The sequence below is a fragment of the Bradyrhizobium sp. R2.2-H genome, from assembly GCF_004346455.1.
Lineage (GTDB): Bacteria > Pseudomonadota > Alphaproteobacteria > Rhizobiales > Xanthobacteraceae > Bradyrhizobium > Bradyrhizobium diversitatis.
The window spans coordinates 480,236-495,684 of the sequence record NZ_SMBR01000004.1; the positions used below are offsets into that span (position 1 = coordinate 480,236).

General features: G+C 65.4%; 20 protein-coding genes. 4 read left to right on the forward strand and 16 right to left on the reverse strand.

The window, feature by feature from the left end; genetic code table 11:
* Positions 1 to 109: 109 nt before the first annotated feature.
* The 11 genes from EDE08_RS38420 to EDE08_RS13280 all read right to left on the reverse strand — a co-directional run bounded on the left by EDE08_RS38420 (position 110) and on the right by EDE08_RS13280 (position 8,148).
* The gene (locus EDE08_RS38420; RefSeq protein ID WP_165935903.1) at positions 110 to 442 is read right to left on the reverse strand and encodes a hypothetical protein; all 333 of its coding nucleotides are present in this window, start codon (positions 440 to 442) and stop codon (positions 110 to 112) included.
* 101 nt (positions 443 to 543) lie between these two features.
* A complete protein-coding gene (locus tag EDE08_RS13235; protein ID WP_131869041.1) occupies positions 544 to 1,260 on the reverse strand; it encodes an MgtC/SapB family protein in 717 nt (238 codons plus the stop codon).
* 30 nt (positions 1,261 to 1,290) lie between these two features.
* Positions 1,291 to 2,310, reverse strand: coding sequence for a WD40 repeat domain-containing protein (locus EDE08_RS13240; RefSeq protein ID WP_165935923.1), 1,020 nt, complete (start codon positions 2,308 to 2,310; stop codon positions 1,291 to 1,293).
* Entirely contained in the window at positions 2,310 to 3,356 is a 1,047-nt protein-coding gene (locus EDE08_RS13245) for a CobW family GTP-binding protein (RefSeq protein ID WP_131869039.1), read from the reverse strand. Before EDE08_RS13245 ends, EDE08_RS13240 begins: the two co-directional genes overlap by 1 nt.
* Positions 3,357 to 3,410: 54 nt before the next feature.
* Complete coding sequence (locus EDE08_RS13250) at positions 3,411 to 4,274, reverse strand: metal ABC transporter substrate-binding protein (protein WP_165935924.1); 864 nt, start codon at positions 4,272 to 4,274, stop codon at positions 3,411 to 3,413.
* A 2-nt stretch (positions 4,275 to 4,276) separates the two neighbouring features.
* Entirely contained in the window at positions 4,277 to 5,146 is an 870-nt protein-coding gene (locus EDE08_RS13255; RefSeq protein ID WP_124163272.1) for a metal ABC transporter permease, read from the reverse strand.
* Between the two features lie 6 nt (positions 5,147 to 5,152).
* The gene (locus EDE08_RS13260) at positions 5,153 to 5,908 is read right to left on the reverse strand and encodes a metal ABC transporter ATP-binding protein (protein WP_165935904.1); all 756 of its coding nucleotides are present in this window, start codon (positions 5,906 to 5,908) and stop codon (positions 5,153 to 5,155) included.
* Positions 5,909 to 5,910: 2 nt separating this feature from the next.
* A complete protein-coding gene (locus EDE08_RS39075; protein ID WP_131869036.1) occupies positions 5,911 to 6,147 on the reverse strand; it encodes a hypothetical protein in 237 nt (78 codons plus the stop codon).
* Between the two features lie 44 nt (positions 6,148 to 6,191).
* Positions 6,192 to 6,692, reverse strand: coding sequence for a hypothetical protein (locus EDE08_RS13270; protein ID WP_131869035.1), 501 nt, complete (start codon positions 6,690 to 6,692; stop codon positions 6,192 to 6,194).
* The gene (locus EDE08_RS13275; RefSeq protein ID WP_131869034.1) at positions 6,689 to 7,300 is read right to left on the reverse strand and encodes a permease; all 612 of its coding nucleotides are present in this window, start codon (positions 7,298 to 7,300) and stop codon (positions 6,689 to 6,691) included. The genes EDE08_RS13270 and EDE08_RS13275 overlap by 4 nt, the downstream gene beginning before the upstream one ends.
* Before the next feature lie 251 nt (positions 7,301 to 7,551).
* Positions 7,552 to 8,148, reverse strand: coding sequence for a superoxide dismutase (locus EDE08_RS13280; protein ID WP_027573470.1), 597 nt, complete (start codon positions 8,146 to 8,148; stop codon positions 7,552 to 7,554).
* A gap of 245 nt (positions 8,149 to 8,393) precedes the next feature.
* Here EDE08_RS13280 and EDE08_RS13285 point away from each other — a divergent pair, with 245 nt between their 5' ends.
* The 3 genes from EDE08_RS13285 (at position 8,394) to EDE08_RS13295 (ending at position 10,928) form a co-directional block, all read left to right on the forward strand.
* Positions 8,394 to 8,921, forward strand: coding sequence for a GNAT family N-acetyltransferase (locus EDE08_RS13285; RefSeq protein WP_131869033.1), 528 nt, complete (start codon positions 8,394 to 8,396; stop codon positions 8,919 to 8,921).
* 81 nt (positions 8,922 to 9,002) lie between these two features.
* Entirely contained in the window at positions 9,003 to 10,388 is a 1,386-nt protein-coding gene (locus tag EDE08_RS13290) for an MATE family efflux transporter (RefSeq protein ID WP_165935905.1), read from the forward strand.
* Between the two features lie 105 nt (positions 10,389 to 10,493).
* Positions 10,494 to 10,928, forward strand: coding sequence for a DUF2147 domain-containing protein (locus EDE08_RS13295; RefSeq protein ID WP_131869031.1), 435 nt, complete (start codon positions 10,494 to 10,496; stop codon positions 10,926 to 10,928).
* A gap of 24 nt (positions 10,929 to 10,952) precedes the next feature.
* On the opposite strand, the gene EDE08_RS13300 is transcribed toward EDE08_RS13295, so the two are convergent.
* Entirely contained in the window at positions 10,953 to 12,098 is a 1,146-nt protein-coding gene (locus tag EDE08_RS13300; RefSeq protein ID WP_131869030.1) for a DUF3095 domain-containing protein, read from the reverse strand.
* Between the two features lie 212 nt (positions 12,099 to 12,310).
* Here EDE08_RS13300 and EDE08_RS13305 point away from each other — a divergent pair, with 212 nt between their 5' ends.
* Entirely contained in the window at positions 12,311 to 12,709 is a 399-nt protein-coding gene (locus tag EDE08_RS13305; RefSeq protein ID WP_131869029.1) for a hypothetical protein, read from the forward strand.
* Between the two features lie 5 nt (positions 12,710 to 12,714).
* Here EDE08_RS13305 and EDE08_RS13310 read toward each other — a convergent pair whose 3' ends face one another.
* The 4 genes from EDE08_RS13310 to EDE08_RS13325 form a co-directional block, all read right to left on the reverse strand.
* Positions 12,715 to 12,924: a hypothetical protein gene (locus tag EDE08_RS13310; protein WP_131869028.1), complete on the reverse strand. Its 210-nt coding sequence runs from the start codon at positions 12,922 to 12,924 to the stop codon at positions 12,715 to 12,717.
* 126 nt (positions 12,925 to 13,050) lie between these two features.
* On the reverse strand, positions 13,051 to 13,773 hold the full coding sequence (locus EDE08_RS13315) for an SDR family NAD(P)-dependent oxidoreductase (protein ID WP_131869027.1): 723 nt from the start codon (positions 13,771 to 13,773) through the stop codon (positions 13,051 to 13,053).
* Positions 13,766 to 15,148, reverse strand: coding sequence for a class I adenylate-forming enzyme family protein (locus tag EDE08_RS13320; RefSeq protein WP_131869026.1), 1,383 nt, complete (start codon positions 15,146 to 15,148; stop codon positions 13,766 to 13,768). The genes EDE08_RS13315 and EDE08_RS13320 overlap by 8 nt, the downstream gene beginning before the upstream one ends.
* Positions 15,135 to 15,380 carry an acyl carrier protein gene (locus EDE08_RS13325; RefSeq protein WP_131869025.1) on the reverse strand — a complete coding sequence of 82 codons (246 nt, stop codon included), beginning with the start codon at positions 15,378 to 15,380 and terminating at the stop codon, positions 15,135 to 15,137. Before EDE08_RS13325 ends, EDE08_RS13320 begins: the two co-directional genes overlap by 14 nt.
* Positions 15,381 to 15,449: the final 69 nt, after the last annotated feature.

Genomic DNA, 15,449 nt, shown 5'->3' on the forward strand with positions numbered 1-15,449 from the left:
CCACGCGAAGGCGGGCATCCAGTACGCCGCAGCTTCTCGGCTCTATCACAGCCGTCTCTGGAATACTGGATCACCCGCCTTTCGCGGGTGATGACACCATTTGTGTAGCCTATTTCTTCTCGATCGGCGGCGCGATCTTTTCCGGCGGAGCCGGCGGCAGAGCCGGCTGGGTCGCCGCGCCTTGCGTCTGCGGATCGGGGCGCGCGGGCTCAGGGGCCGGCGTGGTCGGCCGGTCGCCGCCGGGCTTGGACTCCGCGGGCGTCCTGTTCTGTTCGTCGGACGGAGTGCCTTGGAGTGGTGGCGTTGCCTGGACCAGATCCATCCGGCTTTCGGCGCGGATTTGCGCGAGGGACATCACCGACACCACGACGCCTGCTGCGAACAGCGCGCCGGCAATTGTCAGATCGAGCTTCAGTCTGCGCTTCTCATCTTGGCCAGGCATATCGATCACCGCGTTTGTCCGCGGAATCAACGAAACCGCGGCGCGCCGGTTCCAGGGCCAAAGAAGCGGGAACCCGCCCCTTGCGGGCCAAAACGCCGCACTCAGTCGGTGGTGCTGACCTCCCAGGTGGCGTGGCGCACGCCTGGCAAATGCTGGAGATCTGTCGCCACCGCGTTCAGCTCGTTCGGATCGACCGCGGTCGCAACCAGTCGTGCGGCGATCTCGAGAACGTCCTCGCCGATTTCGGCCACGTCGATATCGGCCACCGAATATTTCGCGGCCTCGAGCTTCTCGACGAGCCGGTCGCGCATATCCGGAAGAGCGTCGGCCGCGACCGCGAGCTTGAAATAGTAGCTCGCCTCCAGCGCCTTCTCGTTCAGCGGGATGCGGTTGATGGCATTGACCAGCGGGCGCAGCATGGTGTTGCCGGCGATGACGAAGACCGTCAACGCGGCCGCCTGCGCGACCATGTCCGCGCCGGCGCAGGAGCCGACCGCGGCCGAAGCCCACAGCGTCGCCGCGGTGTTGAGGCCGCGCACGTCCATGCCCTGCTTCATGATGACGCCGGCGCCCAGGAAGCCGATGCCCGAGACGACATAGGCGATCACCCGCACCGCGCCATCGGCGCCGTCCAGTTGCATGGCGAGATCGACGAAGGCGGCCGCGCCGACCGCGACCAGCACGTTGGTGCGCAGGCCCGCGGTGCGCTGGCGGTACTGCCGCTCGGCGCCGATCAGCGTTCCCAGCACGAAGGCCGTGGTCAGGCTGATCAGCGTGTCGCCGAAGTCGGCAAGCTGGAAGGTCGTCAGAAACCGCATGGTCCCCTATACGGCGGGAACCATGACGAATTAAAGCTCGAGAAGCCCGCCATCCCCATTTTCATCGGCGAAAGCCAGCAGCGTGCCCTTCGCATTCCAGCCGATCGCGGCGACAGGGGGCGTGCCGTTGCGGCGGACCAGGATCTCGGCGCCATCCTCCAGGCGCACCATCAGCACGGTGCCGTCGCTGTAGCCGGCAGCGAGGATGTCGTTCTTCGGATGGCAGGCGACGACCGACACGCGCGCCTGCAGCGGGGCGAGCATCGCGGGCTCCTTGCCCATCGGGCCGTCCTTGCTGCCGAACGGCCAGACGATGACGGTGTCGGCCCCCGAGGTCGCGAGCCCCTTGCCGCCCGCGCTCCAGGACATCGAGCGGACCCGGCCGGGGTAGCCGGTCATGCGCATGTGCCTGTTGTCGGCCAGCCGCCAGCCATGCAGCGCCGGCTCGTGCATCGCGGTAACCAGGAATTTGTTGTCCGGGCTGAAGCTGACGCCATGATGCGAGCCGGCCCAGGGCAGGAATTCGGCTGATCCCGCCATGTTCGGAAACCACAACGTCACGCCGTTGTAATGCGCGATCGCGAGCCGCAGGCCCTTCGGCGCGAAGGCGAGGCCGCCGACGGTCGAGGGCACCTCGAGCGACTTCTCCTCGGCCTTGCCGCTCTTGACGGTTGCCGTCTTGCCGGCCGACCAGGCGACGGCACCGTCGGCGTGCAGCGCCACCGCATCGATCCAGCGCCGCTTCGGGTCGGTGGCGAGCAGCGTCACCTCGCCCTTGGCATCGAGCGAGACGACCTTGCCGTCGTCGCCGCCCATCACGAGGCGCTTGCCGTCGGAAGCGGTCGAGAGAATGCCGCCGCCATGCACGGCGACCGTGGTGATCTCGCAATTGGCATCGACGAATGCGACGTTCTCCTCGCCGCCGACGAAGGCGGCGCGATCCCTCAGGAAATGCACCGAGGTCACGGCCATGCCGAGCGCAATGGGCTTGACGCGCTCGGTGACGGAAACGATCGAAGCGGACTCGGGCGCCGGCGTAAACTCTTTCATCACGAGACGATGCAGCTCTCGAAACCCTTGCGGATCGCGTCTTCCGGCAATTCTCGGCCGATGAAGACGAGACGACTCTCGCGCGGCTCACCCTCCTTCCACTTCCGCTGGTGGTTGCCCTCCAGCATCATGTGGACGCCCTGGAAAACATAGCGGTCGTCATCGTCGTGGAAGGCGAGGATGCCCTTCGAGCGCAGGATCTTGCCGCCCTCGACCTGCACCAGGTTCTGGAGCCAGGGCATGAACACGTTCGGATCGAGCGGCTTGTCGGTCTTGAGCGAGAGCGACTGCATCTCCTCGTCGTGATAGTGCTTCAGGCCGTGACCGTGATCATGGTGGTGATCGTCATGGCCGTGATGGTGATGATCATGGTCGTGGTCATGATCGTCGGCCTCCAGGAAATCCGGCTCGATGTCGAGGATGCGGTCGAGGTCGAACGCGCCGCGGTCGAGCACGTCGGCCAGCGCGACCGAGCAGCGCTCGGTGCGGTGGAGTTTCGCATAGGGGTTGATGCCGCGAATGCGGGCCTCGACCTCGGCGAGCTCGCCCTTGGAGACGAGGTCGGTCTTGTTCAGCACGATCACGTCGGCAAAGGCGATCTGGTTCTTGGCCTCGGGTGCATCCTTCAAACGATCGGACAGCCATTTGGCGTCGGCGACCGTGACGACCGCGTCGAGCCGCGCGTTCTTCTGTACGTCCTCGTCGACGAAGAATGTCTGGGCGACCGGCGCCGGATCGGCGAGGCCAGTGGTCTCGACGATGATGGCGTCGAACTTGCCCTTGCGCTTCATCAGGCCGTCCATGATGCGGACGAGGTCGCCGCGCACGGTGCAGCAGATGCAGCCATTGTTCATCTCGAACACTTCCTCATCGGCGCCGATGATGAGGTCGTTGTCGATGCCGATTTCGCCGAATTCGTTGACGATGACGGCGTACTTCTTGCCGTGGTTTTCGGACAGGATGCGGTTCAGGAGCGTGGTCTTGCCGGCCCCGAGATAGCCGGTCAGGACAGTCACGGGAATCTTTTGGGAGGTCGCTTCAGACATAACAACTCCGGACTTCGGGCTTGTCGCGCGACGCGAGGCGAGGTGGCCCCTGCCCTAATGGTCAAGCGCGCTGGTCAGGGCCTTTATATTGTGCCTGACCATGTCAATGTAAGTGGGTGCAGGCCCCTTTTCGCCGGTCAAACCGTCCGAAATCAGGGTCCCGCCGACCTTGGCGCCGCTCTCGGCCGCGATCCGGCGGATCAGGCGGTCGTCGCTGATATTTTCCAGGAATACGGCCGGAATTTTCTGGGCCTTGACCTGGCTGATGATGGCCGCGATGTCGCGCGCGCTGGGTTCGGTTTCCGTGGAGACGCCCAGGGGGGCGATGAACCGGATACCGTACTCGGCGGAAAAATAGCCGAAAGCGTCGTGGGTGGAGATCACCTTGCGCCGGCCCGGCGGGATCTTCGCCACGGCGTCACGGATATCGCGGTCCAGCGTTTCGAGCTTTTCCAGATAGGCCTTGGCCTGGGTGCGGAAGAAGTCCGCCTGATCCGGGACGGCGGCGGCCAACGCATTGGCGATGTCGGTCACATAGATCCTGGCGTTCGGGACAGACTGCCAGGCATGGGGATCCGCAGCTGAGCCAAGCTTCAGAGGTACGATTCCGGCACTGGCAACGACGACCGTTGCCTTGCTGCCGGAGGATTGGACGAGACGCGGCAGCCAGCCCTCGAGGCCGAGTCCATTGACGATGACGAGCCTTGCATCCGCGACCCGCTTCGCATCGGCCGGGGCCGGCGTGTAGACGTGGACGTCGCCGTCCGCGCCGACCAGCGTCGTCAGATTGATGCGGTCACCACCGACGTTGCGGACGAAATCGCCGAGAATCGAGAAGCTGGCGACGACGTTGAGCCGATCCGCGGCATGCAGCGGCGCGGCGATCAGTAACAGCGCACAAAACAGGATGAGCCGCATCGTCATGCTTCCAGATGCCGGCCGGGAAGCAGTTGCCGGACGATGCCGCCAACACGGCCGAACAGCACGGAGACGATGTAGAGCATCGTCGCCACGAGAATGATGGCGGGACCTGACGGCACACGGGTCTGGAACGACAGCACCAGCCCCGCATAGCCCGAGACCGCGGCAGCAACGACGGCGATGCAGATCATCTTGGTCAGATCGCGCGACCAGAACCGGGCAATGCCCGCGGGCAGGATCATGAGGCCGACCGCGAGCAGCGTGCCGAGCGCCTGAAAGCCGTTGACGAGGTTGATGACGACGAGTGCGAGGAAGGCGAGATGCGCGGGGCCGCCGGCGCGGCTCACGGTTCGCAAGAACAAGGGATCGACGCTCTCGATCACCAGCGGGCGATAGATCACCGCGAGCACCAGCAGCGTCACGGTGGCATTGAAGGCGACGACCAGCAGCGTCTGATCGTCCATTGCGAGGATGTTGCCGAACAGCACGTGCAGCAGGTCGATATTCGTGCCCTTGATCGAGACGATGGTGACGCCGAGCGCGAGCGAGGCCAGATAGAAAGTCGCAAGCGACGCGTCCTCCTTCAGCCCGGTCGAGCGCGCGACCACGCCGGCGAGGATCGCGACTGCAAAGCCGGCGATCAGGCCGCCGGCCGTCATCGCGAACAGACTGAGGCCGGAGAGCAGGAATCCGACGGCCGCGCCGGGCAGGATGGCGTGCGCCATGGCATCGCCGACGAGGCTCATCCGCCGCAGCATCAGGAATACGCCGATCGGCGCACCCGCCAGCGCCAGCGCGATCACGGCGGCGAGCGCCCGCCGCATGAACTCGAATTCGGTGAACGGACCGATCAGCGCGTCATAGATCATCGGACATCAAGCCGCCCGCGAGCTGACATCATCGGCCGCGCAGGCCGCGGCGCTGTCGTCGAAGGCCTCGCACATCCGCATCGCGACGATCAGGTTTTCCGGCGTCAGCACCTCCGCGGTCGGGCCCCACGCCACAGGGCCGCGCGCCAGCACCAGCGTCTCGCTGAAATGGTTGCGCACCATCTCCATGTCGTGCAGCGCGGCGAGCACGGTGCGGCCTTCGCCTTGCCATCGTTTCACCAGCGCGAGCAGGTCGGCCGTGGTCTTGCTGTCGATGGCGTTGAAGGGCTCGTCGAGCACGATCAGGCTCGCATCCTGGAGCAGCACGCGCGCGAACAGCACGCGCTGCATCTGGCCGCCCGAGAGCGTGCCGATCGGGCGGTTCTCGAATCCATTGAGGCCGACGGATGCGATCGCGCCGAGGATCTTCTCGCGGGCGGCCTTGCCGATGCCGCCGAACAGGCCGGTCGCGCGCCACAGCCCGGTGCCGACGAAGTCGAACACCGAGATCGGGAAGCTGCGGTCGATCTCCGCGCTCTGCGGCAGATAGGCGATGTCGCGGGCATCGAGGCCGCCGAGTTGGATGCTGCCATCGAGCGGTTTGAGGATGCCGACGATGCCGCGCAGCAGGGTCGACTTGCCCGCGCCGTTCGGGCCGATCACGGCGACAAGTGCGCCCGCGGCGACCTCGCCGCTGAGATGGTGCACCGCCGGATGACGGTCATAGCCCAGCGTGACGTTGTGGAAATGCAGCGCCGCCATGCTCACCTCATCGCCAGAAAAACGACGCCCCAGAGCACGGCACAAACGGCGGCGGCAGCCGCGAGGCGGCCTGCCATGGTCATGCGCAGGATCGACCAGGGCGCCGCCTGGGCCGGATGCGGAGACGTCGCATCATGAACATGGGCATGGCTGTGGTCGTGCCCATGCGAATGCCCGTGGCCAAGGGCGTGGCCCTGGACATGGTCATGATGCTGGGCGCGGGATGCGGCGGGAACCATGCCAATAATGTTATATTATAACATCCCCTCTGTCCACGCCGGCCTCAGGGCTTGCCGATCACCATCGCGATGGCGGCGGCCACGAACGGGAATGGCACGGATACGGCGCAGCGGAACCAGACGAAACGAGCCGGCATGAACGGGATCTCCCACAAAATCACACGCTGAAAGGCGAACAAGGCCCAGGCGACGACATAAGCGACCACCTGCGGCACCCCGCCGCCGGATTTCAGCGCCACGGTGCCGATGGAGAAGCCGATCACCGGGCCGCCCGGCGTGGCGGCGCCGGCGACCACGGCGGCCGCGACCCCGAACCAGCCGCTGTCCGGGCCGAGCCAGCCGGTGATGACCTCCTGCGGGATGATGGCGGCGATGTAGCCGGAGCCGATCACACCCAGCGCGATCCGCGGCACGATGTTGATGAAGTCCATCGAGCCTTCGCGGAGCGAGGCCTTGAACACGGGAGGGCCGCGGCGGAACGCGATCAGGCCGACGCCCAGCACAGAGCCCCACAACAGGATGTCGATCAGAAGCGCCGCACTCAATTCTCGTCTTCCTTCGCGAGCGGCTTCGGATAGAGCCTGACATAGACGAAGCGGCCGAGGGCACCCGCCAGCACCGGCAGCGGCAGCGAGATCACGATCCGCCACAGCGTGAAATCGGTGCCCATGATCGGGATCTCCCAGGCGACCGCCCGGCCGTAGCCGATCAGGGTCCAGCTCACGACCATGGCGATGGTGGCGCCGAAATCGGCGCCGACCGCGAGCAGCGCGCTCGCGACCGGATAGGCGGTGAAGGGACCACCAGGCAGGATCGCGCCGAAGGCGGTGCCGATCAGAAGGCCCCTCAAGCCCGATTTCGGCCCCAGCGAGCGCGAGACCTTTTCGTGAGGCAGGATCTCGGAGATGAAGGCCCCGAGCAGGCAGCCCGCGAGCACGCGCGGCAGGATGCCTGAGAACAACGAGAGATCGTGGGTCAGGATGTCGAGAACGCCGTCGGTGCCGTCACGCCGCCAGACCAGCGCTGCGCTCACCGCCACCAGAACTGCGATGATGATGGTCGACCAGCCGATCGGCTTGCGCACACGCCCCGGCCGCGGCTCGGAGTCTGCGTCCTCGGCAGGCGCCGGGTCTTTCGGGGAAGGTTCTGACAACGGGCTCGGGTCGGATCGAGGGGATGCCCGTTCTGATTAGAAGCGCCGGCCGGGCGATGCAAACGGAACGATCACAGGCCGGTACGCGCACCGTGCAGGGCAATTCCGCACAGCAAAAAGGCGGCCGCTGATGCGACCGCCTCTTTGTCATTCCGGGGCGGCGCATCAGCGCCGAGCCCGGAATCCATCGGGCGTCACCCGAACGGATAAATGGATTCCGGGCTCGCGCTTCGCGCGCCCCGGAATGACACTCACGCCTTCTCGAACAGGGACTCCACGTACTCCCAGTTCACGAGGTTCTCGACGAACGCCTTGAGGTAGTCGGGGCGACGGTTGCGATAGTCGATGTAGTAGGAGTGCTCCCAGACGTCGCAGCCGAGAATCGGGGTGGCGCCGTGCACCAGCGGATTCTCGCCATTCGGGGTCTTGGAGATTTCGAGCTTGCCGTTCTTGACCTGGAGCCAGCACCAGCCTGAGCCGAACTGGCCGACGCCGGCCGCCTGGAAGTCCGTCTTGAACTTCTCGAAGCCGCCGAGGTCCTCGTTGATCTTCTTCTCGAGCTTGCCCGGCAGCTTGGTGCCGCCGCCATTTGGTTTCATCCAGCTCCAGAAGTGGATGTGGTTGTAGTGCTGGCCGGCATTGTTGAACACCGCAGGGTTCTTGCCGAACGAGCCCTTGACGATCTCTTCAAGGGACTTGCCTTCCCATTCGGTTCCCTTGAGCGCGTTGTTGCCGTTGGTGACGTAGGCCTGATGATGCTTGTCGTGATGATATTCCAGCGTCTCCTTCGACATATACTGGCCGAGGGCGTCATAGGCGTAAGGGAGTGGGGGCAGCGTAAAGGTCATGGGTTCTTGTCCGCAACTGGTGGGGAACGAGTTCTAACGGTCACCCCTTATAGAAGGTTCCGCCGCCATTAAATACCTCAGAATTTGCGAAAAGGCGTGACCTGGCGCGTCCTGCCTGAATGCACAAATTCGTCGCAACCGGCCGCCGTCGATCAGACCTACGGTTCGCTGTAAAATATCATTGCCTTTGAGGCGCTTAAGACAGAACAAACGCGCCACGAAGCGGAGCTGTGAAGGACGACGCCATGAGCATCGAGATCGACATATTGAACGGCGACGCCTCGTGGCCGATTGCCGAGCCGCTGCATCAGGCGGTCTGGGGACCGCAATTGATTACGGGCAAGCCCTGGGCTCATGTCAAATGGGCCAATGCCGATCTTCGCGTGCTGATCGAGACGCCCAAGGACGGTCTCGTCTGCCATGTCGGCATCTACTTCCGCACCATCACCTGGAACGGACAGAAGGTTCACGTCGGCGGCATCGGCGGCGTCTGCACGCGGGAAGACCAGCGCGGCCGTGGCTATGCAACCACGGCTATCGAGGCGGCGGTGCATACGATCCGCGCCAACGAGGCAGTCCGTTTCGCGCTGCTGGTCTGCGAACCGCACAACGCTGCCTTCTACGCGGCCCGGAGCTGGCTGCCCTTCAACGGCGAGGTCTATTGCGAGCAGCCGGAAGGACGGATCCGGTTCACCTACATGGCGCCCTATGTCTTCCACATCGTGCGCGCGCCGACGCTGGGCACCATCGACCTATGCGGCCTGCCGTGGTGAGCCCTGCGTGAGCGAGGGCTGCGCCGGCCGCCGCAGGCCCTATAATATGTCGGTCATCATTTAATATTCCGCCCGGTGAACATGACGATCGACGCCACAGCAGACGCCGTCCCGCCGGTTGCGCCGGTCGCCTCCCCCATCGCCAGCCTCCTGACCGCGCCGATCCTGCCGACGCTGCTGCGGCTCGCGATTCCCAACATGATCGCGATGGTTGGCAGCACGCTGGTTGCCATTGCCGAGACCTCCTATATCGGCCGGCTCGGCACCATTCCGCTCGCCGCAATCGCACTGGTGTTTCCGTTCGCGATGCTGACGCAGATGATGAGCGCGGGCGCGATGGGCGGCGGCGTCTCCTCCGCGATCAGCCGCGCGCTCGGTGCGGGGGATCGCGACCGCGCCGCGACGCTGGCGCTGCATGCCGCCATCATCGGCCTCTGCGGCGGGCTGTTCTTCACGGTGACGATGCTCGTCTTCGGCCGCTCCTTCTTCGCGCTGCTCGGCGGGCGCGAGCAGGTGCTCGAGGAAGCCAGCGGCTATTCGCAGGTGCTGTTCTCCGGCGCAGTCGCGATCTGGCTCGTCAACACGCTGGCCTCGGTGATCCGCGGCACCGGCGACATGCGCCTGCCTTCGATGATTCTGATCGGCGCGAGCGTGCTGCAGATCGCGCTCGGCGGCACGCTCGGGCTCGGGCTGTTCGGCGTGCCGCAATTCGGCATGCCGGGTGTCGCGAGCGGCCAGCTGATCGCGTTCAGCTGCGCGGCGATCTTCTTGCTCTGGTGTCTGTTGTCCGGGCGCAGCCGGCTGCCGCTCGATCTCCGGGCGTTTCATTTCGAGCGCGCGATGTTCCTGGACATCCTCAAGGTCGGCGCGGTGGCCTGTTTGTCGCCGCTCCAGACCGTGCTCACCATCCTGATCTTCACGAAGATTCTCGCGACCTTCGGCACCGAGATGCTGGCAGGCTATGGCATCGGATCGCGGCTGGAATTTCTGCTGATTCCGATCACCTTCGCCTTCGGCATCGCCTCGGTGCCGATGGTCGGCATGGCGATCGGCGCCGGGCATGTGAAGCGCGCGCGGCGTGTGGCCTGGACCGCGGCTGCGGCCTCCGGACTCACGGTCGGCCTGATCGGCCTCACTGTTGCGCTCGCTCCGTCGCTGTGGGTCGGGCTCTTCACGCGGGATCCCGGCGTCACCGCCGCCGCTCACAGCTATTTCCACTGGGCAGGTCCGGCCTTCGTGTTCTTCGGCATAGGCGTATCGCTATACTTCTCGTCACAGGGCGCGGCGCGTGTCGGCGGGCCCGTGCTCGCCTCGACGGCGCGGCTCCTGATCGTCGCGATCGGCGGCGTCGGACTCATGACCGCGCAAGCTCCGGCCTGGACCCTGTTCGCGCTGGTCGGCGGCGCCATGGTCGTGTTCGGACTTTCGACCGCGGCCTCGGTCGCGTTCGTGCGCTGGGGCAAATGAGCGCAGGTAGAACATTCAGGCAGTTGAACGCAGGAATGTGATTCCAGCCGGCGTTGCACTATCCCGCCGGGCTGCTATGGAGGCGCTCCATTTTCGAGGCCTTCCATGACGTCCAGATTCGCAGCTCTCATCGTCCTCTTCGCCGCGTTGCTTGGCACGTCTGCCGCTCGTGCACAGAGCGCCGATGGGACCTGGCTCACGCAGGCGGGCGATGCGCGCGTGAAGATCAGCAAATGCGGCGGCGGCATCTGCGGCCACATCGTCTGGCTGCGCGAGCCCTACGACACCTCGACCGGTCAGCCCGCCACCGACAGCAAGAATCCAAATCCCGCGCTCGCAAGACGCCCGATGATCGGCCTGCCATTGTTCAGCGACATGCAGTCCGCAGGTCCGAACAAATGGTCGGGGCAGATCTACAACGCCGACGACGGCAGCACCTATGCGAGCAACATCAGCCTGACGGGCGCGGACTCGCTGCGGGTCGAAGGCTGCCTCGGGGCGCTCTGTGGCGGCGAGACCTGGACACGCGCGGGACGGTAGTCTCGTGTCCCGGACGCGATCTTCTCACCCCATCATCGCTTTCAGCGCTGTCGCCGCCAAGGCGTAGCCACCTTGGGCGCCGTCGATGAAGTGCACGTGATCGCTGCGTAGCACCGACGGCGTGAAGCAGGTCATCATGGCGGCGTCCTGCCGATGGAGACCGAAGCGCACGATGCCCTCGCGCGCTGCCGCCGCCAGGCGATCGCTCAACGCGCTTTCGAGCTGCGGCGTGCAGTCGAGGATCATGCGCAGACCGTCGTCATATTTCCGGAAGTCCGAGTTCTCGACGACCTGGCGCCTGTAGAGATTTGGCACGAAGCCGCCGACCCCGAGGTCGAAGCGCATGACCAGATAGATGAACAAGGCATATGCCAGCACGCTGACCCTGCGAACGAACAGCGGACCGCCGCGCTTGGTGCGGGCTTCGAACTCCAGCCCCTGCGGCGGCCATTTCAGCGACGGCCCCTGCGGCGGCACCGGGCGGCCACCGTCAGGGCTGCGCTCGACCAGATGGATGACGTCTTCGATCACCTTGCGGAAGGCCTGCGGATCGACGCCGCGCACCGGCATCACCAGCACCGACAGGATCAGGCCGCGCGCCGCCGGCATCACCTCGAAGCGGCACGACAAGCCCGAGAGATCCGGCTGCGTGCCGGCAGGCGCCTCCTCGACGGCAAACTCGCCGCGCTTCATCGCGGCGTCGGCCCAGGCGAGCCCGCCGCCCGAAAACATCGCATAGGACAGGTTGGCCGACGGCCCGAACCGGGCGACGCGCACGTCGAGCCCCTGCGCGCGGATGGCGCTGGCCGGCACTAGTGCGACGCGCATGGTCAGATCGAGATCTTCCCGCACCCAGGTCGCGGTCGCGGCCAGCGCCTCGCGGGCAAGTTCGACATCCTTCGGCGCAACCGCGAAGCTCGCGCCGTCGCCGCCGAACACGAAGGGAAATTCGCGTCCCCCCAACGCATTCGTCACCGCCGCGATCACGGCGGCTCCGGCCATGTTGACTGCCTTGTAGCGCTGCGCTGCGATCGCCCTGGTCGAATCGACGATGTCGGCGACACCGATGCTCCAGTCCTCCGGCAGCGGCGAATACAGCGTCGGGTCCATCAGGCTGGTGAAGCCTCGGAAGACGGGAATGCCGCCATAGAAGGATTCGCCTGAGGTCATCGGGGTTGCCGGATGGTTGGAGTACGAAGCAAATACGTGGCAGGATCGATCCGGGTTCGCCAAACGGCGCCCCCAAATTCAATCATTGGCCGAAACCGACCCGGACAACAAGATACGGCCCCGCTGCAATGCCGCGCCGGAGTCATTGATCGGCATCAAACGACGGCCAGCGGAGAACGGCTATCGTCGATCGGCTCCAAGGGTTGCATGGGATGATCGAGGTGCCCGACTTCGGCAACAAGGACTCCACCTCTCCGGTCAGGCGGCGCACGGGCATCGACCCGATCAGCGCCGTGAAGATGCCCGAAGGATTGACGGCGGCCGTCGATGCCTGGGCCGAATCTCATCAGATGACCCGCTCGGATGCGATCTGCAAGCTGATCGAGCTGGGCCTGAAAGCCGCATCCCCGGTCCTCACGCCGGTGCACCCGTTCGAATCGGACGCCACCAGGATCGAAGAGATCGCAGTCCATGAGATCGAGACGCTGCTCGATCCCGCATTGCCAGCGGACGAACGCGAGCGCCGCATCCGCCGCCTCACCGAAGGCCCGCCGGAATTCTCACACGAGCGAATTGACCTTCCGAAGGACTCGCCGAAGCTGCGGACGTGAGCGGCTTAGTGCAGCCTCTCGTCCTGACGCTTGCGCAAGGCATCGAGAGACGCATCATGGCAGCCGACCAGGCGGACGAATTGCTGCGGGTACATTTCATGGCCGTGACTGCCGGAATTCTGATGTGTCATTGGCGGGCAGTGGACATCGTCCGGTTTCGCGGGGGATTGCTCCGCGCGGACCTGATTTGAAGCGGTCATGTTTGATGTCGTCATGGACTGCTCCCTGTCGATTAGGGCAGATCGATTGACGTAACCCAACCGATTGCGGGGCATCTTACGACCAAATCCGGCTGAATGTCATTGTGCCGGATCAACACGATCATGGCGTCAGAGTTCCGCTTACGCCGTATTCCCCGCGTCGATGGTGAACACCGTCCCGGTGACGTTGCGGCCGCCTTCGCCCAGCAGGTATTCCACCATGCGTGCGACGTCGTCCGCCTCCGGCAGGCGGCGCAGCGCGCTGCGGCCGGCGATGCGTTTGCGTCCCTCGTCGGACAGATTGTGCGTCAACTCGGTGTCGATGAAGCCCGGAGCGATCGCATTCACGGTGATGCCGAGCTTGCCGACCTCGCGCGCGAGCGAGCGGGTGAAGCCGGTGGCGGCGGCCTTGGTCGCGCCGTAGACGGACAGGCCATTGTAACCGGTGGTCGCGATGATCGAGGAGATGTTGACGATGCGGCCGGCACCATCGGCCATCATCTGCCGCGCGACATATTTGGTGAGGACGATCGGCGACAGCACGTTGAGCTGCACCAGGGCCGCGATCTCGGAATTGTGCATCGTAGCAAGCAGGCCTTCGGTGCCGAGGCCGGCATTGTTGACGAGGCCGTAGATCGGGCCGAATTCGTCGCGAACGAGTTTTGCGAAGGCCGGGATCGCATCGATCACAGCAAGATCGCAGGCGCGGAAATGCAGCCGCCCCTCGGACCGGACAATCGCCGCCTTGAGTTCGTCGCTCTCGCGCCGCGCGGCCGCGATCACGTTGAAGCCACCTCCGACGAGGCGCGTTGCAATGGCAAGACCGATACCGCGGCTGCCGCCGGTGACGAGAACGTTATGCATCGGTGCGCGCCAGTTTGCCGGCCGGGGTGACGTCGAGCGCCTCGACGAAACGGATCACCGCCGGCACCTTGTGGGACGCGAGTTGGGCGCGGCACTGATCCAGAATCTGGTCGCGAGTCTCCTTCGCGCGCGCCGCATCGGTGCCCTCAGTGAGGATCACATCGGCGACGACGATGCCGCCGGTGATCGGGCTGCGGCGCGACTTGGCGCGCGACATCCGCACGTCGGGATGGCGATTGATCACCGCCTCGATCTCCTCGGGATGGACCTTCAGCCCGCCGATATTGATGATGCCGCCGCGACGGCCGACGAAGTAGTAACGGTCACCGCGCAGCTCGACGATGTCGCCGCTGTCGACGAAGCCGTCGGCACCGGTAAGCGCCGCCGCGTCGCGGCCGACATAGGCATGCGCCGTGCGTGCCGAGCGAATCCGCAGCGAGCCGTCGACGACCTTCATCTCGACGCCGTTGCGGTTGCCGAGATAGTCGGCCGGAAAGCCCTCCAGCCCGTCATTGACGGCGAAACCGACGCCGGCCTCGGTCGAGGCATAGGCGTGGCCGACGGAGGCATTGGGGAATGCCGCCTTCAAGCCGTCGAGCACGGCCTGGTCGGCGATCTCGCCGGAGAGACGGACGTAAGCCGGGGCGAATTGCGCGGCCGCGCCGCTCATCAGGAGCTTGCGCCAGTGCGAGGGCGTGCCGGACATGTGCGAGACCCCGCGCGCATTCAACCGCGCGATGTGATCGCCGAGCGCTTCATGCGGATCAGACAGCACCATCGAGCCGCCGGAGAGGATGGAACGGAGAAAGATCTGCAGGCCGCCATAGCGGCGGATGTCGTAGAACGTCGCCCACACCGGCGCAGGTCCGCGTGCGGGGCCTTCGGCGACGATCGCACCGGTCAAGGCTTCCAGCGTGTGGCCGGCGATCTTTGGCACGCCCGAGGTACCCGAAGTCAACATCAACCATTCGGTCGCACGCTCGCTCGTGGCCGGCGCGGTGGCTTGAAGCGGCAAATGGGCGGTGACGACCAGCGGAACGCCGGTGCCACCCCAGCGATCGGGCTCGTCGGTGACGACGGCATCGATGCCGGCATCAGCGATCAACGAGTCAAGATGCGCCGGGTTGAGATCCGGCGGACACAGCAGCATGCGGCGGGCGATGCCGTCGAGCTCGATCATGGCAAGGCCGGACCGGAGCTGGTCCGACAGTTTCAGCAGCACCGCGCGGCCGGACAGCTCGCGCAGGCGGCCGCCAAGAACCGTGTGCGACAGGACGTCGGTCAGCGACACGACATCGTGCGCATCGGAGATCGTGCGGCCTTTCAGCTCCGCGCCGAGATGGTCGCGAAGCGCAAAGATCTCACGCGGGGACATTTTCGTAGGCCCGCACGAAATCGCCTACCGTGGCGGGGAACGCAGCGTCCTCGGAAATGGTGAATGGGTCGACGCCGGTCTCGTCCTCGAGGCGCGCCACAAGAATGGCAAAGGCGAGCGAGTCGAAACCCGTCTCGTGCAGGGACAGATCGTCCGAGAGTGCGGGAAGCGCGACGTGCTGCTCTCTGGCGATCTGCTGGATCGCTTCGATGACCTTTGACCTTACCGACATGGCTGGCTCGCTTTTCGCTATCATTCGTGTTGCGGCGGCTCTCGATGACCGCCTCCCAATGACCCTCTG